The sequence below is a fragment of the Metapseudomonas otitidis genome, from assembly GCF_011397855.1.
GTDB lineage: Bacteria > Pseudomonadota > Gammaproteobacteria > Pseudomonadales > Pseudomonadaceae > Metapseudomonas > Metapseudomonas otitidis.
Map to the genome: position 1 here is coordinate 995,182 of NZ_AP022642.1, position 17,400 is coordinate 1,012,581.

Genomic DNA, 17,400 nt, shown 5'->3' on the forward strand with positions numbered 1-17,400 from the left:
CATGCGGTCTCTTCCGATCCGAATTGCCACCTACGGCACCCTGGCCCTGTTGCTGGCCAGCTGTTCCAGCAGCCGCAGCCCCCAGTACACCCAGCCGGGCGGCCAGATCTCCGGCCCCGGTGACTACTCCCGCCCGCACAGGGACGGCGCGCCCTGGTGGGACGTGGATGTCTCGCGCATCCCCGACGCGGTGCCGATGCCCCACTACGGCAGCATCAAGGCCAACCCCTACACCGTGATGGGCAAGACCTATTACCCGATGGCCGACGCCCGCCGCTACCAGGCCGTGGGCACCGCCTCCTGGTACGGCACCAAGTTCCACGGCCAGGCCACCGCCAACGGCGAGGCCTATGACCTCTACGGCATGACCGCCGCCCACAAGACCCTGCCGCTGCCCAGCTACGTCCGCGTGACCAACCTGGAGAACGGCCGCAGCGTGATCCTGCGGGTCAACGACCGCGGGCCGTTCTACTCCGACCGCATCATCGACCTGTCCTTCGCCGCGGCGAAGAAGCTCGGCTATGCCGAGGTCGGCACCGCGCGGGTGAAGGTCGAGGGCATCGACCCCCATGAGTGGTGGGCTGCCCAGGGCCGTCCGGTGCCGATGGTGCTGGCCCAGCCGCAGCAGGTGGCCAAGCCCCAGCCGGCGCCTGCCGCCCAGGCGCCCATCGTGGCCGCCTCCACGGTCGAGCAGTACACCCCGCCGCCGGAGCAGCACGCCGCTGCCGTGCTGCCGGTGCAGATCGACTCAAAAAAAAACGCTTCACTCGGAGCCTCTGGCCTGTATCTCCAGGTTGGCGCCTTCGCCAATCCGGACGCTGCGGAACTCCTGAAGGACAAGCTCAGCTCGATGGTGGCTGCCCCGGTGTTCATCAGCTCGGTGGCCCGCAACCAGCAGATCTTGCATCGGGTGCGCCTGGGGCCGATCGACACCCAGGGTGAAGCCCAGCAGCTCCAGGACAGCATCAGGCTGGCGAACCTGGGTCAGCCGACCCTGGTCAAACCGGACTGACGCCGGATGGCGGACCCGGAGCAGTGCGCGGTTCCGGGGTCGCCCTCCTTCTTCCCGCAAGGGACTGTTTCACCTTCAACCAATTCAGAGAGACGGATGAACATCATCAGCTTCGCGAAACGCCTCCTACTGCCAGCCGCTCTGCTCATCGCCATGCCGGTGTCGCAGGCCGCCGAGCAGATCCTTCCCGCCCCCCCGCAACTGGCTGCCAAGTCCTATGTGCTGATGGACGCGCAGAGCGGCCAGGTGCTGGTGGAGAACAACGGTGACGAGCGCCTGCCGCCCGCCAGCCTGACCAAGCTGATGACCGCCTACATCGCCACCCTGGAGATCCGCAAGGGCCAGATCGGCGAGAACGACCCGGTCACCATCAGCGAGCACGCCTGGCGCACCGGCGGCTCCCGCATGTTCGTCAAGGTCAACACCCAGGTGGCCCTGAGCGACCTGCTGCACGGCATCATCATCCAGTCCGGCAACGACGCCAGCGTCGCGGTGGCCGAGCACATCGCCGGCAGCGAAGACGCCTTCGCCGACATGATGAACACCACGGCGGAAAAGCTGGGCATGAAGAACAGCCACTTTATGAACGCCACCGGCCTGCCCAACCCCGAGCACTTCTCCTCGGCCCACGACATGGCTCTGCTGGCCCGCGCGATCATCTACGAGGATCCGGCCCACTACGCCATCTACTCCCAGAAGGAGTTCTTCTGGAACAACATCAAGCAGCCCAACCGCAACCTGCTGCTGTGGCGTGACAAGACCGTCGACGGCCTGAAGACCGGCCACACCGACGAGGCCGGCTACTGCCTGGTGGCCTCCGCCGTGCGTGACAACCAGCGCCTGATCGCCGTGGTGTTCGGCACCAACAGCGAGCAGGCCCGTGCCGCCGAGACCCAGAAGCTGCTGACCTACGGCTTCCGCTTCTTCGAGACCAAGACCTTCTACCAGAAGGGCACCGAGCTGGCCAAAGCCCAGGTCTGGAAGGGCACCGCCCGCGAAGTGAAGGCCGGCCTGGCCAACGACCTGACCATGACCCTGCCGAAGGGCCAGCTGCAGAAGCTGCAGGCCGCCATGACCCTGTCGCCCCAATTGGTCGCCCCGATCAAGCAGGGTGACGTGATCGGCAAGGTCGAGGTGAAGCTGGACGACAAGGTGGTGCACAGCGCCGACCTGGTTGCCCTGGAAGCTGTCGAGGAGGGTGGTTTCTTCCGCCGCCTGTGGGATAGCATCCGCCTGTTTTTCTTCGGCCTGTTCAACTGAGCCGATCCCACCACTGACCCAGTGCCGAAGCCCCGTACTCCGCCCGGAGACGGGGCTTCCGCCTCGCGGACTACGGGTCCGCCGCCGCCATGACCGATACCGACGTACAAGCCCCGAAAATCGAATTCCCCTGCGAGCGCTACCCGATCAAGGTGATCGGCGATGCCGGTGAAGGCTTCGCCGACCTGGTGATCGAAGTGATCCAGCGCCACGCCCCCGACCTCGACGTCACCACCCTGGTGGCCCGCGACAGCCGCAACGGTCGCTTCCTCTCCGTGCAGGTGCTGATCACCGCCACCAGCGTCGACCAGCTGCAGGCGATCCACGTCGACCTGCGCGCCACCGGCCGCGTGCACATGGTGCTGTAGTGGCGCCCGAGCTGATCGTGCGTCGCCTCGGGCTGGTCGAGTACCTGCCCACCTTCGAGGCGATGCGCCGCCTGACGGCAGAGCGTAACGAGCAGACGCCCGACGAGATCTGGCTGCTGCAGCACCCCCAGGTGTTCACCCAGGGCCAGGCCGGCAAGGCCGAGCACCTGCTGGCACCGGGGGACATCCCGGTGATCCAGGTGGACCGGGGTGGCCAGGTGACCTACCACGGCCCCGGCCAACTGGTGGCCTACCTGATGCTGGACCTGCGCCGCCTCGGCCTCGGTGTGCGCGAGCTGGTCACCGCCATGGAGCAGAGCCTGGTGGACGTGCTGGCCACCTACGGCATCGAGGCGGCCCCCAAGGCCGACGCGCCGGGCGTCTACGTGAACGGCGACAAGATCGCCTCGCTGGGCCTGCGGGTCAGCCGTGGCTGTTCCTTCCACGGCCTGGCACTGAACGTCGACATGGACATGTCGCCCTTCTGGCGCATCAACCCCTGTGGCTATGCCGGGCTGAAGATGGTCCAGCTGAAGGACCTGCTGGCGCAGCCCGCGCCCCTCGACGAGGTGGCGGAGCGCCTGGAGCAGGCCCTGCGTGTCCGGCTCGGCTACGCCGGCTGACCTCATTGCCGCTGCCATGAAAAAGCCCCCGCCGGCCTGCGCCGACGGGGGCTTTTTACTGAGCGCGGATCAGTTCAGGTTGAGGGCCGGGATCAGACTCTCGTCAGTGGACTGGCCGGGAACCGGTACCGGCGCCGCGAGGCCCAGGTTGTTCTTCTCGAATACCCGGTCGGCGCGGTAGCTGGAGCGCACCAGCGGGCCGGCGGCGACCTCCATGAAGCCCTTCTCCAGGCCGATGTCGCGGAAGCGGTTGAACTCTTCCGGGCTGACCCAGCGCTGCACCGGCAGGTGGTTGCGGGTCGGCTGCAGGTACTGGCCGAGGGTGAGGATGTCGACACCGATGGCGCGCAGGTCGTCCATGGTCTCGATGATTTCCTCATCGGTCTCGCCCAGGCCCAGCATCAGGCTGGTCTTGGTCAGGACCGACGGGCGATGGCGCTTGGCGTGGGCCAGCACGTCGAGGGTCTTCTCGTAGCCGGCGCGGGGGTCACGGACGATGTGGGTGAGGCGCTTCACCGTCTCGACGTTCTGGGCGAACACTTCCAGCCCCGAATCCACCACGCGCTCGATGGACGGCAGGTCGCCGTCGAAGTCCGGCGTCAGCGCCTCGACCACCACCTGGGGGGTGCGCTCCTTGATGGCGCGCACGCAGGCGGCGTAGTGGCTGGCGCCGCCGTCGTCGAGGTCATCGCGGTCCACCGAGGTCAGCACGATGTAGCGCAGGGCCATCAGCTCGACGGATTTGGCGGTGTTCTGCGGCTCTTCCAGGTCCAGCCAGCCGTTGGGGTTGCCGGTGTCCACGGCGCAGAAGCGGCAGGCCCGGGTGCACACGGAGCCCATCAGCATGATGGTGGCGGTGCCGTTGGACCAGCATTCGCCCATGTTCGGGCAGTGGGATTCCTGGCACACGGTGCTCAGGCGGTGTTCGCCGACGTTGCGCTTGACCGCCTCGAAGCGGCTGCCACCGGGGGCCTTGACCCGCAGCCACTTGGGCTTGGGTTCGAACACCTGGGGCTCGGCGGAGTTGCGGCGCTTCTGGCCGTCCTTGATTGCGGTGATCCCCTGGGCCGTACGGAACTTCTCGCCACTGGCGACGGGTTTGGACGGGCTGGTATCGGACATCGGACGGGCTCCGCTAGAGGCTGATCAGGCTGCCGCAGGGGGCAAGGAGGGTGGCGGATTCTACCACAAAGGCGGTGCTGGTCTGGCAGCCGCCGGGCCGCTCGGGCCCGGCGACAGGAGGGTGTCAGCGGCCGTTGCGCAGTTGCAGCAGCAGGGCTGGCGTGGGGTAGCCGTCGGCGGGCCAACCCAGGCGCTGCTGGTAGCCGCGGATGGCCTTGCGGGTGTTGGCGCCAATGATGCCGTCGGCGCTACCCGGGCTGTAGCCGCTGCTGGCAAGGGCTTCCTGAAGCTCGATGCGCTCGGTGCGGCTGAGGGGGCGATCCTCCTTCGGCCAGGCGCCGCCGATCTGCCCCGCGCCGTCGAAGCGCTGGGCCAGCAGGCCCACGGCCAGGGCGTAGGAGGAGGAGTTGTTGTAGCGCAGGATGGCGCGGAAGTTGTCCAGCACCAGGAAGGCCGGGCCGCGATGGCCGGCGGGCACCAGCAGCGAGGCGCGGTCCTGGTCGAGGCCCGGTGCCAGGGGTACCTGGACCCCGAGCTGGCGCCATTCGCTGACCGTCTTGCGGATGTCCGCGTCGGCCTGGGCGTAGTCGAAGCCGGCCGGCAGTCGCACCTCGGCGCCCCAGGGCTTGCCCATCTGCCAGCCGGAGGCCTTGAGGTAGTGGGCGGTGGACGCCAGGGCGTCGGCGGTGGAGTTCCAGATGTCGCGGCGACCGTCGCCGTCGAAGTCCACGGCGTGGCTGTTGTAGGTGGTGGGTATGAACTGGGTCTGTCCCATGGCGCCGGCCCAGGAGCCGCGCATGCCGGCGGGCTGGATGTCGCCGTGCTGGATGATGCCGAGGGCGGCGATCAGCTGTTCGTGGGCGAAGGCCGGGCGACGTCCTTCATACGCCAGGGTGGCGAGGGAGCGGATCACCGACTTGTCGCCCATGAACTGGCCGAAGCTACTCTCCATGCCCCACACCGCCACCAGGGCCTGGCGGTCGACGCCGTAGCGGCTCTCGATGGCACTGAGCAGGGTGGCGTGCTGTTTCAGCAGGCCCTGGCCCTTGCGCACGCGGTAGGGCGACAGTGCGCCGTCGAGGTATTCCCAGACGGGGCGGGTGAATTCGGGCTGGCTCTGGTCGGCGGCCACCACGCTCGGGTCGGGGGTGACGCCGACGAAGGCCTGGTCGAGGATGGTGGCGCGGATGCCGGCTGCCAGGGCTTCCTGGCGGAAACGGTCACGCCATTGTTCGAAGCTCTCGCTGGGCTGGGCGATCACCGGGGACGGGGTTGCGGTGGTGCTCGATGGGCCGGGCGTGGCCAGCACGGTGGTGGCCGTGGCGGTATTGGGCTGCGGGGCGGGCGCGGTGGCAGTGGGTGTTTCGGCGCAGGCGCTCAGGGCTGCGAGGGTGGAAGCCACGGCCAGGCTGCGGAGCATGGGGCCGGGGGCTGGTGCGCGGAACATGGAGAGGTCTCGACGGCAGGCCAAACAAGCCGCGACCTTAGCACGGATGCCGGGTTTTCAGGCGGCCAGAAGCGAAGAAGCCTCCCAGTTACGGGAGGCTTCTCTGCGGTAGCTGCCTTTGCCTTTCAGTGGCTGTTCCTGGCGGCTGCGGAACAGGGGCTGGGCGACGATGCTCTTCGCCTTGTTGGGTTTCTTGCGTTGCTTGGCCATGGCCGGTTCTCCACTGGGCGCCTGCGGGGTTGCAGGCGCGCGCATCTTGCGCCCGCGTGCGGGCGATGTCCAGTGTCAGGCGGCGGGGATGGGCAGGCGCTGGCCGGCGAGGCTGAGTGCCAGGTGTGCCAGGCCGATCCACGGATCGCCGGGTGCCTGGCCCTTGATCTGCGCGTCGATGCGCTGGGCATCGGCGAGCAGCTGGTTCCAGCGCGAGGCCGGGTGGCGTTGCAGGGCGCGGCTGACCAGGGGGCGGCGCTTGTCCCAGATGGGGGGGCGGGCCGAGGCGAAGGCTTTCTCCAGCGGGACGCCCTGGGCGTACTGCTGGGCGATGCCGGCCAGCTGGCGCAGCTCACGGGCGAGGGCCCAGAGGATCACCGGGGTTTCCACCCCTTCGCCCCGCAGGCCTTCGAGGGTGCGCAGGGTGTGCGCGGCTTCGCCGTTGAGTGCGGCGTCGATCAGGCCGAAGACATCGAAACGGGCGCTGTCGGCAACGGCCGCCTGGACCGTGGCGGCATCCACCTGGGCACCTTCGGCGAGCAGCTTGAGCTTCTCGATCTCCTGGGCAGCGGCCAGCAGGTTGCCTTCCACCCGGGCGGCGATCAGGTCCACCGCTTCCTGGCTCGCGGCCAGGCCGGCCTGGGCCATGCGCTGGCGGATCCACTGGGGCAGCTGGTGGGCGTCCACCGGCCAGATCTGGATGAACTGGGCGTCCGCGCCGTCGATCAGGGCCTTGGCCCATTTGGTCTTCTGCGTGCTGCCATCCAGCTTGGGCAGGCTGACCAGCAGGACGGTGTCTTCCGGCGGTCGGGCCAGGTATTCCATCAGGGCTGCTGCGCCCTTGTCGCCAGGCTTGCCGGAGGGCAGGCGCAGCTCGATCAGGCGGCGCTCGGCGAACAGCGACAGGCTGGCTCCGGCCTCCAGCAGCAGGCCCCAGTCGAAGTTGTTCTCGGCGTTGAACACCTGGCGCTCGCTGAAGTCGCGGGCGCGGCAGGCGCTGCGGATGGCGTCGCAGGCTTCCTGGCAGAGCAGGGGCTCGTCACCGCTGACGACATAGACGGGGGCGAGGTTGCCTTGCAGGTGCTTGCTGAGCTGGGCGGCGTTGAGCTTCATGGGGGAGGGCTGCCCGGCGGCGCGATCGCGCAACCGGGCGGGGCGCTTACTTGATGGGCAGTTGCAGCGGGGATTGCTGCGGCTGCTGCGCTTCTTCCGCGCGACGGGCGGCTTCCAGTGCTTCTGCTTCGGCCTGGGCCTTGGCTTCCGCCTGGGCCTGCAGCGTGTCCAACTGTTCAGGGGTGATCAGCTGCAGGCGCATGGCCACTTGCTGGATCAGGTCGCGGCGCATTTCCTGGCGCAGTTGCGCGGATTCCTGGTCGGAGGCGATCAGGTTGTTGCTGTCGTGGGTGTAGTAGCGCTGTACGTCGACGCGGTCCTGCAGCAGCAGCAGGTCTTTCTGGCCGCCACGGATCTCGTAGTCCAGGGTGTTGCTCAGCTGGTATTCGGAGGTGCGCGAGTTGCCGCTGTAGCTGGCGGAACGGCTTTCTTCCTGTTCGCGGGTCAGGACGATGCGGTAGGGCGCACCGGCATGCACCTTGACGTGGCTGTGCTTGAGCAGCTGGCGCAGTTGCTTGACGGTTTCGCCGTAGGAGTTGCGGGCGGTGACGTCCACTTCCTTGAGGGCGAACTGGGTGTCGCCGGTGCCGCGCAGCTGGAAGCCGCAGGCGCCGAGTGTCAGCGTCAGGCCTAGGACCAGCAGATTCCGTTTCTTCATCGTTGGTTTTCCCCTTGGCGAATCGCCGGGGCTGCGCGGCAGCCCCGGTGTGAAGTCAGTTGGCGACAATGTTGACCAGCTTGCCCGGGACCACGATCACCTTGCGGATGGTCAGGCCTTCGGTGAAGCGCAGCACGTTCTCGTTGGCGCGGGCGATTGCCTCGACGGTCTCGCGGCTGGCGTCGGCCGCCACCTCGATCTGGCCACGGAGCTTGCCGTTGACCTGCACCACCAGTTGCAGGGTGTCCTGCACCAGGGCGCTCTCGTCGACCTTCGGCCAGGCGGCGTCGATGACGGCGTCCGCATGGCCCAGTTCACGCCAGAGTTCGTGGCAGATGTGCGGGGTGATCGGGGCCAGCAGCAGGGCCACGGTCTCCAGGCCCTCCTGGAGCAGGGCGCGGTCCTGGGCGTCGGCCTGGGGCGCTTTCTCCAGCACGTTCATCAGGGTCATCACGGCGGCGATGGCGGTGTTGAACTTGTGGTGCTGGCCGACATCCTGGCTGGCCTGCTTGATGGCCAGGTGGATCGCGCGGCGCACGTCCTTCTGGGCGTCGGAGAGGGCAGCGGTGTCCAGCGCAGCCGGCAGGCCGGCGTTGACGTGGGCCTGGGCCAGGCGCCAGACGCGGCGCAGGAAGCGGCTGGCGCCTTCGACGCCGGCGTCGGACCATTCCAGGCTCATGTCCGGCGGCGAGGCGAACATCATGAACAGGCGGCAGGTGTCGGCGCCGTAGGCGTCGATCATGGCCTGCGGGTCCACGCCGTTGTTCTTCGACTTGGACATCTTCTCGGTGCCGCCGATTTCCACCGGCAGGCCGTCGGTCTTCAGGCGCGCGCCGATGACCTTGGCCTTGGCGTCACGCTCGACTTCGACGTCGGCCGGGTTGAACCAGTCCTTGCCGCCGTTTTCCAGGGTGCGGTAGTAGGTCTCGGCGACCACCATGCCCTGGGTCAGCAGGTTCTTGAACGGCTCGTTGGAAGTGACCAGGCCTTCGTCGCGCATCAGCTTGTGGAAGAAGCGCGCGTAGAGCAGGTGCAGGATGGCGTGCTCGATGCCGCCGATGTACTGGTCCACCGGCAGCCAGTGGTTGGCAGCAGCGGGGTCGACCATGCCCTTGTCATAGGTGGGCGAGGCGTAGCGGGCGAAGTACCAGGAGCTTTCCACGAAGGTGTCCATGGTGTCGGTTTCGCGCTTGGCCGCCGTGCCGCATTTCGGGCAGGTGCATTCGTAGAACTCGGGCATCTTCGCCAGCGGGCTGCCGGCGCCGTCTGGTACCACGTCTTCGGGCAGCACGACGGGGAGCTGGTCCTCGGGGACCGGCACGTCGCCGCAGCTCGGGCAATGGATGATCGGGATGGGGCAGCCCCAGTAGCGCTGGCGGCTGATGCCCCAGTCGCGCAGGCGGAACTGGGTGCGCGATTGGCCGAGGCCCTTCTTCTGCAGGGCCACTTCGATGGCGTCGAAGGCGCCCTGGAAGTCCAGGCCGTCGAATGCGCCGGAGTTGATCAGCTGGCCGTGCTCGCCGTAGGCGTCCTGCCAGGGGGCGGGGGTCTCGTCACCGGCGCTGGTGCGCACCACCGGCTTGACCGGCAGGTTGTACTTGGCGGCGAAGGCGAAGTCGCGCTCGTCGTGGGCCGGGACGGCCATCACGGCGCCTTCGCCGTAGTTCATCAGCACGTAGTTGGCGACCCATACCGGGAGCTTCTCGCCGGTCAGCGGGTGCTCGACGAACAGCGGGGTGGCCAGGCCTTTCTTCTCCTGGGTGGCGATGTCGGCTTCGGCGACGCCGCCGCGCTTGCACTCGTCGATGAAGGCCTGCAGCTCGGCGGCCTTGTCGGCCGGCAGCTTGGTCAGGGCGATGGCGGCCAGCGGGTGCTCGGCGGCCACGGCCACGTAGGTGGCGCCCATCAGGGTGTCGGGGCGGGTGGTGAAGACTTTCAGTGCACCGTCCTGACCGATGCTGGCGGCGTCATAGGGGAAGCTGACTTCCATCCCGCGGGACTTGCCGATCCAGTTGCGCTGCATGGTCTTGACCTGCTCGGGCCAGCCCGGCAGGTCGTCGAGGCTGCTGAGCAGCTCTTCGGCGTAGGCGGTGATCTTGAAGTAGTACATCGGGATTTCGCGCTTTTCGATCAGCGCGCCCGAACGCCAGCCACGGCCGTCGATGACCTGCTCGTTGGCCAGTACGGTCTGGTCCACCGGGTCCCAGTTCACGGTGCCGTTCTTGCGGTAGATCACACCCTTCTCGAACAGGCGGGTGAACAGCCACTGTTCCCAACGGTAGTAGTCCGGCTTGCAGGTGGTGACCTCGCGGGACCAGTCGATCGCCAGGCCCAGGCTCTTCAGCTGGGCCTTCATGTAGGCGATGTTCTCGTAGGTCCACTTGGCCGGGGCGACGTTGTTCTTCATGGCGGCGTTTTCCGCCGGCATGCCGAAGGCGTCCCAACCCATGGGCTGCAGCACGTTCTTGCCCTGCATGCGGTGGTAGCGGGCAATCACGTCGCCGATGGTGTAGTTGCGCACGTGCCCCATGTGTAGCTTGCCGCTCGGGTAGGGGAACATGGACAGGCAATAGAAGGTGTCCTTGCCGGCCTGTTCGCTCACTTCAAAGGATTTGTGCGCGTCCCAATGGGCCTGCGCGGCGGCTTCGATATCACGGGGCTGGTAGTTTTCGTGCATGGCTACTTGCGCTGATAAATGGGCATCGGATCGGGGCCGCGAAGGGCGCTGAACCGCGTGCGAAACGTAAATTCAAGCGCCGTAGCATACATGAGCGCCATTGGCAGAGGGAAACCCTGATTGCGCGCGGGCCGCGCCCCGCCGCCGTTTGTCGCGGCCACCCTGCGGGGGCCCTGGTGACCGCTAAGCTTCTGCTTCATGAGGGCGCTGCAGTGTGTATCGAGGTGCTGCATGGTGGAGACGAGGCGAGCAGAAACGGCGGGTGGGCTCTATGAGCGGCTGCTGCATCGTCTGGCCCTGGCGCTGGACGAGGCGGACACGGCTGAGCGCCTGCGCAATGAACACCCGAGCGAACTGGAGCTCAAGGGGCTGAGCCCCGCCGAGCTGGCGTTGATCCGGGCTTATCTCGACAAGGACCTGAACTGGTTGCGCGGCTGGCACGCGGCAGCCGAGGAACTCGCCCTCATCGAGCAGCAACCCACCCGTGCGGCGAAGCCCGTGCGCAATCCCAAGAGCGCTCCCAAGAGTACTCCGCCCGCCCGCGCGGCCCGTCCGCTGTTCAAGCGTCGGCAGCAACTGCTCTGTGCCCTGTGTGGCGCGCCGGCCAACTGGCAACGTGGCCAGGGTGTCCAGGCCTGCGGTACCTGCGGGTCCCAGCTTTTCCGCGCCGGCAATCCCCGATAGGCTTCGCGCACCCTGGAGGTGCCGATGCCGATTCGCTATCTGTTCAAACAACTGCTGATGCCGCCGGGCATCCTTTTGGTCCTGCTGTTGCTGGCCTGGTGGTGGCGTGCGCGTCGCCCCCGCCTGGCGCTTGCCTGTTTCCTGATGGGGTTCGGTGGCCTGTGGACGATGAGCCTGCCGGTGACGGTGGAAACCCTGGCCGGCTGGCTGGAAACCGAACCACCGTTGCAGGAGGCGCGCTGGGCCGAACTGCCCGGGCGCGCCCAGGCCATCGTCGTGCTGGGTGCCGGGCGGGTTCGCGATGACCCCGCCTGGGACGGCGACCAGCCCAGCCTGCTGGCCATGGAGCGCATGCGCTACGCCGCGCGGATCGCCAAGGCCACCCAGCTACCGGTGCTGGTCACTGGCGGGTTCCACTACGGCCAGCCGCCCAGCGAGGCGGCGATCATGGCCGAGTCGTTCGAGCGTGACCTGGGCGTGCCGGTGCGCTGGCGGGAAGAGGCGAGCCGGACCACCTGGGAGAACGCCGTGGAGTCGGCGCGCATCCTCAAGGCCGAGGGCGTCGAGCGGGTGGTGCTGGTGACCCAGGGCTTCCACATGCAGCGCGCACGCTGGTGCTTCGAGCAGGCGGGGCTGGAGGTGGTCACGGCGCCGTCGTCGTTCCTGTCCTCGCCCAATTCGCGGCCGTTTGGCGGTTGGCTGCCGGAGACGGTGGCGGTGTGGCACAGCGGAATGTTGCTCAACGAGGCGCTGGGCCTGTTGGCCTACCCGCTGGCATACCGCCCGGGAGCGGTTGCCAGCGAGTGAGCAGGGTCAGACGGTCTTGGCGATGCGGCTGGCCAGCAGGGCCCAGCCGAACAGCAGACCGCAGAGGATAGCCAGCGGCCAGGAGCGCCATTTCAGGTACGGGGTGAGGCCTTGCATGGGCTCCACCTGGCCGTAGAGCGAGGCCTTCTCGAACTGCGGGATGGCGGTTTCGATGCGGCCGAAGGGGTCGATCAGCACGGTGACGCCGTTGTTGGTGGCGCGGATCATCCAGCGCCCGGCCTCCAGCGCTCGCATCTGTGCCATCTGCAGGTGTTGCAGCGGGCCGATGGAGGTACCGAACCAGGTGTCGTTGGACACGGTCAGCAGCAGGTCGCTCTGGGCGGCCAGCCTGGCGGCGAACTCGGGGTAGACCACTTCGTAGCAGATGTACGGCGCGATCCTGTAGCCCTTGGCCAGCAGCGGCTGCTGGTCGGCGGGGCCGCGGGCGAAGTCGGACATGGGCAGGTCGAAGAAAGCGATCAGCCCACGCAGCACATCCTGCAGCGGAACGTATTCGCCGAACGGCACCAGTTGCTGCTTGAGGTAGGTGCCCTGGCCGTCGCCGACCACGGTGATGCCGTTGTAGTAGCGCTTCTCGCCCCGTTCGTTGGCCTGGCGGATCGGCACGCCGGTGATCAGCGCGGCCTGGCGGTCGTGGGCGACGCGGCCCATGACGGAGAGGAAGCCCTCGGCGTGTTCCTTCAGTACCGGTACGGCGGTTTCCGGCCAGATGATCAGGTCGGTGCGGCGCGCCGCCAGGGTCATGTCGCGGTAGAGCGCCAGCTGGGCCTCCAGCTGCGCCGGGTCCCATTTCAGGTTCTGCTCCACGTTGCCCTGCAGGGCGACCACGTCGAGCTTCTCGCCCAGCGGCCGGGTCCAGGCGTGGTCCTTGAGGGTCAGCCCGGTGATCCAGGGGGCCGCCAGCAGACCCAGGGCGGCCACCAGGAAGGCCGGGGCCCGGCGCAGGCGCACCAGGTTGACCAGCAGGGCAGCGCTCAGGGCGAGGGTGAACGACACCAGCCAGACACCGCCGAGCGGGGCCAGGCCCGCCAGGGGGCCGTCCAGCTGGCTATAGCCGGCGTAGAGCCAGGGGAAACCGGTGAGGAACCAGCCACGGAAGGCCTCCTGGGCCAGCCACAGCGCGGCGAAGGCCAGGGCGTCGGCCAGCGGGGCCTCGTTGCGGCGGAACCAGCGTGCCCAAAGCGCGGCGGGAATGGCGAAGAACAAGGCCACGCCGGCGCTGAAGCCGCCGGTGAGCAGTGCCGCCAGCGGCGCTGAGGCGCCGCCGTAGTCATGGATGCTGACGTAGATCCAGCTGGTGCCGGCGATGAACAGGCCGAAGCCGTGGCACCAGCCCCGACCGAAGGCGGCCTTGGGGCCGAGCCCGCGCAGGCCGAGGTAGAACAGGGCGAGGGACAGCAGCGACAGCGGCCAGTAGTCGAAGGGCGCCATGGCCAGCGGGGTGAGGGCGCCGGCAGCCAGGGCCAGCAGGTTGCCCGGCCAGCCGGGGCGGGTGATCCAGTTCATGCGCAATCCTTGGGCGGGGCAGTGGAGGGCCCGGAACGCCGCGCAGTCTAGCCGGGCCACGCCCGCGCCGGGAAGCGACGGGCGTGGTGGCGGTCAGCGGTTGATCGGGCTGAGGCGCAGCAGGTGCAGGCGGCGGCTGTCGGCGTTGAGCACGCGGAAGCGGAAGCCGCCGATCTCGGTGGTCTCGTTGCGCTTGGGCAGGTGCCCGAAGGCGCCCATGACCAGGCCGCCGATGGTGTCGAACTCGTCTTCGGAGAAGTCGGTTTCGAAGAAGCTGTTGAAGGCATCCACCGGGGTCAGCGCCTTGACGATGAAGTCGCCGCTGGGCAGCGGCTTGATGTAGCTGTCTTCCTCGACGTCGTGCTCGTCCTCGATGTCGCCAACGATCTGCTCCAGCACGTCCTCGATGGTCACCAGGCCCGCCACGCCGCCGTATTCGTCGATGACCACGGCCATGTGGTTGTGGTTGGCGCGGAACTCGCGGAGCAGCACGTTGAGGCGCTTGGACTCGGGCACGAAGGTGGCCGGGCGCAGCAGCTCCTTGATGTTGAAGGGGCGCTCGGGGTCCTGGAGGATCAGCGGCAGCAGGTCCTTGGCCAGGAGGATGCCCATGACGTCGTCCAGGCCTTCGCCGATCACCGGGTAGCGCGAGTGCGCGGCGTCGATGATGGCGGGGAGGAACTCGCGGGGTGTCTGGGTGGCCTTGATGCTGATCATCTGCGAGCGCGGCACCATGATGTCGCGCACCTGCAGGTCAGCCACCTGGATGGCGCCCTCGACGATGGACAGCGCCTCGCTGTCCAGCAGTTTGTTCTGGTGGGCTTCGCGCAGCAGCTCCAGCAGCTCCTGGCGGCTTTTCGGCTCATGGGCAAAGGCCTGGGTCAGCTTTTCCAGCCAGGACCTGTGCCCGTTGCTCGATCGATCTTCGCTCATATGTCCTTGCTCGGGTTTCTCACTCGTCGTCGCGGTACGGGTCGGGGTGGCCGAGTTCGGCCAGCAACTCCCGTTCCAGCGCTTCCATTTCTTCGGCTTCCTCGTCCTCGATGTGGTCGTAACCCAGGAGGTGCAGGCAGCCGTGAATCACCAGGTGCGCCCAGTGGGCTTCGAGGGCCTTGCCCTGCTCCGCGGCCTCGCGGGCCACCACCGGGGCGCAGATCACCAGGTCGCCCAGCAGCGGGATGTCGAGGAACTCCTCGGGCACGTCGGCGGGGAAGGACAGCACGTTGGTGGCGTAGTCCTTGTGCCGCCAGGTGCGGTTCAGCTCGCGGCCCTCGGGCTCGTCCACCAGACGGATGGTCAGCTCGGAGTCGCCCTGGCGCTGGCGCAGGGCCAGGGTGCACCAGCGGCGGAAGTCGGCTTCGCCGGGCAGGTCACTGGCCTCGCTGGCCAGTTGCAGGTCGAGTTCAAGCATCGGGATTGATCGCACCCGGATCGTTGTCGGCAGGACGCGGCTTGGCCTGGGCGCGGTTGTCGTAGCGGTCGTAGGCTTCGACGATGCGCTGCACCAGCGGGTGGCGGACCACGTCGTGGGACTTGAAGTGGGTGAAGGCGATGCCGGGCACGTCACGCAGCACGTCGATCACGTGGGCCAGGCCGGAGCGGGTGCCCCGGGGCAGGTCGACCTGGGTGATGTCGCCGGTGATGACGGCCGTGGAGCCGAAGCCGATACGGGTCAGGAACATCTTCATCTGCTCGACGGTGGTGTTCTGACTCTCGTCGAGAATGATGAAGCTGTTGTTAAGGGTGCGGCCACGCATGTAGGCCAGCGGGGCGACCTCGATCACCTGCTTTTCGATCAGCTTGGCCACCTGCTCGAAGCCGAGCATCTCGTAGAGGGCGTCGTAGAGCGGGCGCAGGTAGGGGTCGATCTTCTGGGTCAGGTCGCCGGGGAGGAAGCCCAGCTTCTCGCCGGCTTCCACCGCCGGGCGTACCAGCAGGATGCGGCGCACCTGCTCGCGCTCCAGAGCGTCCACGGCGCAGGCGACGGCCAGGTAGGTTTTGCCGGTGCCGGCCGGGCCGATGCCGAAGTTGATGTCGTGGTCGAGGATGGACTTCACGTAGCGCTGCTGGTTGATGCCGCGCGGACGTATCATGCCCTTGCGGGTACGCAGGGCGACGCTGGCTTCCATCTTGGGGTTGGCCAGCTCGTCCATGCCGGTTTCCCGGAGGAACAGGTGGACCATGTCCGGGGACAGCTCGGTGGCTTCGGTCTCACGGTAGAGGCGGCGCAGCAGGTGCTCGGTGGCCTGGGTGCGCTGGGGGTCGCCCACCAGCTCGAACTGGTTGCCGCGGTTGCGGATCTCGATGGCCATGCGCTGTTCGATCAGCCGCAGGTGTTCGTCGAACTGGCCACAGAGGTTGGCGAATCGACGTGCTTCGAAGGGCTCCAGGGTGAAGCGGTGCAAATCCAGGGGTGCGTTCAATGTCGTGGGTTCTTGGTCGCCGTTGGCAGGTCAGGAGATGGAGCATAAACCCAGGTGCCCGGCTGCGGAAGCACGGGCACCGGGATTTCAGTGCAGGGTGTCCTCGATCAGCGTGCCGCGCAGGGAGTGGGGCAGGGCGTCGTCGATGTGCACGTCGACGAACTGGCCGATCAGGCGCGGGTTGGCGCTGCGGAAGTTGACGATGCGGTTGTTCTCGGTGCGGCCCTGGAGCATGCCCGGGTCCTTCTTGGAGAAGTCGCTCACCAGGATGCGCTGGACGGTGCCGACCATGCGGCGGCTGTTCTCGAAGCCCTGCTGGTGGATGCGGGCCTGGAGGATCTGCAGGCGCTGCTTCTTCACTTCTTCCGGGGTGTCGTCGGGCAGGTCGGCGGCCGGGGTGCCGGGGCGCGAGCTGTAGACGAAGGAGAAGGAGAAGTCGAAGCCGACGTCTTCCACCAGCTTCATGGTGGCCTCGAAGTCCTTGTCGGTCTCGCCGGGGAAACCGACGATGAAGTCGGAGCTGATGCAGATGTCCGGTACCGCCGCCTTGAGCTTGCGGATGCGCGACTTGTATTCCAGCGCGGTGTGGTTGCGCTTCATCGCCGCGAGGATGCGGTCCGAACCGGCCTGCACCGGCAGGTGGACGAACTTCACCAGCTCCGGCACTTCGGCGTGGGCCTGGATCAGCGCATCGGAGAACTCCAGCGGGTGGGAGGTGGTGTAGCGGATGCGGTCGATGCCGTCGACTGCGGCCACCACGCGGATCAGCTCGGCGAAGTCGGCGATGCGCCCGTCGTGGGTCTGGCCGCGGTAGCCATTGACGTTCTGGCCCAGCAGGGTGACCTCGCGCACGCCGTTCTCGGCCAGGTGGATCACCTCGGCCAGCACGTCGTCGAAGGGCCGGCTCACTTCCTCGCCACGGGTGTAGGGCACCACGCAGAAGGTGCAGTACTTGCTGCAGCCTTCCATCACCGAGACGAAGGCGCTGGGGCCGTCGACGCGGGGCTCGGGCAGGCGGTCGAACTTCTCGATCTCGGGGAAGCTGATGTCCACCTGGGGCGCGCGGGTGGTGCGCGCGGCGTCGATCATCTCCGGCAGGCGGTGCAGGGTCTGCGGGCCGAAGACCACGTCGACGTAGGGCGCGCGCTCACGGATGGCGGCGCCTTCCTGGCTGGCCACGCAGCCACCGACGCCGATCACCAGCTCCGGGTTCTGGCGTTTCAGCTCCCGCCAGCGACCGAGTTGCGAGAACACCTTCTCCTGCGCCTTCTCGCGGATGGAGCAGGTGTTGAGCAGGATGACGTCGGCCTCCTCGGCACGTTCGGTCATTTCCAGCGCCTGGTGTTCGCCCAGCAGGTCGGCCATGCGCGAGGAGTCGTACTCGTTCATCTGGCAGCCGTGGGTTTCGATATAGAGCTTCTTGGCCATGCAGGTCAGGGTCGGGTGGTTCGAAGAACCGCGCATTATAG

At 67.6% G+C, this 17,400-nt stretch carries 17 protein-coding genes; 6 read left to right on the top strand and 11 right to left on the bottom strand.

Annotated elements, in window-relative coordinates; genetic code table 11:
• Window position 1 precedes the first annotated feature (1 nt).
• From PotMrB4_RS04690 to lipB, 4 genes are all read left to right on the top strand, one after another.
• Entirely contained in the window at window positions 2–1,012 is a 1,011-nt protein-coding gene (locus PotMrB4_RS04690) for a septal ring lytic transglycosylase RlpA family protein (RefSeq protein ID WP_044410755.1), read from the top strand.
• A gap of 96 nt (window positions 1,013–1,108) precedes the next feature.
• The gene (locus PotMrB4_RS04695) at window positions 1,109–2,272 is read left to right on the top strand and encodes a D-alanyl-D-alanine carboxypeptidase family protein (protein ID WP_074973179.1); all 1,164 of its coding nucleotides are present in this window, start codon (window positions 1,109–1,111) and stop codon (window positions 2,270–2,272) included.
• Between the two features lie 89 nt (window positions 2,273–2,361).
• Complete coding sequence (locus tag PotMrB4_RS04700; RefSeq protein ID WP_044410750.1) at window positions 2,362–2,640, top strand: DUF493 domain-containing protein; 279 nt, start codon at window positions 2,362–2,364, stop codon at window positions 2,638–2,640.
• Window positions 2,640–3,263, top strand: coding sequence for a lipoyl(octanoyl) transferase LipB (gene lipB / locus PotMrB4_RS04705; RefSeq protein WP_083265565.1), 624 nt, complete (start codon window positions 2,640–2,642; stop codon window positions 3,261–3,263). The genes PotMrB4_RS04700 and lipB overlap by 1 nt, the downstream gene beginning before the upstream one ends.
• A 69-nt stretch (window positions 3,264–3,332) precedes the next feature.
• Here the strand turns inward: lipB and lipA are convergent, their stop codons facing one another.
• From lipA to leuS, 6 genes are all read right to left on the bottom strand, one after another.
• Complete coding sequence (lipA, locus tag PotMrB4_RS04710; RefSeq protein WP_044410747.1) at window positions 3,333–4,385, bottom strand: lipoyl synthase; 1,053 nt, start codon at window positions 4,383–4,385, stop codon at window positions 3,333–3,335.
• 124 nt (window positions 4,386–4,509) lie between these two features.
• Complete coding sequence (locus PotMrB4_RS04715; RefSeq protein WP_172432654.1) at window positions 4,510–5,832, bottom strand: lytic murein transglycosylase; 1,323 nt, start codon at window positions 5,830–5,832, stop codon at window positions 4,510–4,512.
• A 57-nt stretch (window positions 5,833–5,889) separates the two neighbouring features.
• Window positions 5,890–6,042: an alternative ribosome rescue factor ArfA gene (arfA, locus tag PotMrB4_RS04720; RefSeq protein ID WP_044410741.1), complete on the bottom strand. Its 153-nt coding sequence runs from the start codon at window positions 6,040–6,042 to the stop codon at window positions 5,890–5,892.
• Between the two features lie 75 nt (window positions 6,043–6,117).
• Entirely contained in the window at window positions 6,118–7,155 is a 1,038-nt protein-coding gene (gene holA / locus PotMrB4_RS04725; protein ID WP_172432655.1) for a DNA polymerase III subunit delta, read from the bottom strand.
• A 46-nt stretch (window positions 7,156–7,201) separates the two neighbouring features.
• Window positions 7,202–7,813 (bottom strand): LPS-assembly lipoprotein LptE, encoded by a 612-nt coding sequence (locus tag PotMrB4_RS04730; protein WP_044410736.1) that lies wholly within the window; start codon window positions 7,811–7,813, stop codon window positions 7,202–7,204.
• Window positions 7,814–7,868: 55 nt separating this feature from the next.
• Window positions 7,869–10,490 (bottom strand): leucine--tRNA ligase, encoded by a 2,622-nt coding sequence (gene leuS / locus PotMrB4_RS04735; protein ID WP_172432656.1) that lies wholly within the window; start codon window positions 10,488–10,490, stop codon window positions 7,869–7,871.
• A gap of 231 nt (window positions 10,491–10,721) precedes the next feature.
• On the opposite strand from leuS, the gene PotMrB4_RS04740 reads away from it, so the two are divergent.
• Together PotMrB4_RS04740 and PotMrB4_RS04745 are read left to right on the top strand one after the other, a co-directional pair.
• Entirely contained in the window at window positions 10,722–11,174 is a 453-nt protein-coding gene (locus PotMrB4_RS04740; RefSeq protein WP_074973165.1) for a hypothetical protein, read from the top strand.
• A 24-nt stretch (window positions 11,175–11,198) separates the two neighbouring features.
• Window positions 11,199–11,981 carry a YdcF family protein gene (locus PotMrB4_RS04745; RefSeq protein WP_044410726.1) on the top strand — a complete coding sequence of 261 codons (783 nt, stop codon included), beginning with the start codon at window positions 11,199–11,201 and terminating at the stop codon, window positions 11,979–11,981.
• A 6-nt stretch (window positions 11,982–11,987) separates the two neighbouring features.
• On the opposite strand, the gene lnt is transcribed toward PotMrB4_RS04745, so the two are convergent.
• From lnt to miaB, 5 genes are all read right to left on the bottom strand, one after another.
• On the bottom strand, window positions 11,988–13,508 hold the full coding sequence (gene lnt / locus PotMrB4_RS04750; protein WP_172432657.1) for an apolipoprotein N-acyltransferase: 1,521 nt from the start codon (window positions 13,506–13,508) through the stop codon (window positions 11,988–11,990).
• A 93-nt stretch (window positions 13,509–13,601) separates the two neighbouring features.
• Complete coding sequence (locus PotMrB4_RS04755) at window positions 13,602–14,441, bottom strand: HlyC/CorC family transporter (RefSeq protein WP_044410721.1); 840 nt, start codon at window positions 14,439–14,441, stop codon at window positions 13,602–13,604.
• Between the two features lie 19 nt (window positions 14,442–14,460).
• On the bottom strand, window positions 14,461–14,919 hold the full coding sequence (gene ybeY, locus PotMrB4_RS04760; RefSeq protein WP_394354018.1) for an rRNA maturation RNase YbeY: 459 nt from the start codon (window positions 14,917–14,919) through the stop codon (window positions 14,461–14,463).
• On the bottom strand, window positions 14,912–15,931 hold the full coding sequence (locus tag PotMrB4_RS04765; RefSeq protein ID WP_044410715.1) for a PhoH family protein: 1,020 nt from the start codon (window positions 15,929–15,931) through the stop codon (window positions 14,912–14,914). The genes ybeY and PotMrB4_RS04765 overlap by 8 nt, the downstream gene beginning before the upstream one ends.
• Window positions 15,932–16,018: 87 nt before the next feature.
• Window positions 16,019–17,359 carry a tRNA (N6-isopentenyl adenosine(37)-C2)-methylthiotransferase MiaB gene (gene miaB, locus PotMrB4_RS04770; RefSeq protein WP_044410879.1) on the bottom strand — a complete coding sequence of 447 codons (1,341 nt, stop codon included), beginning with the start codon at window positions 17,357–17,359 and terminating at the stop codon, window positions 16,019–16,021.
• Window positions 17,360–17,400 lie beyond the last annotated feature (41 nt).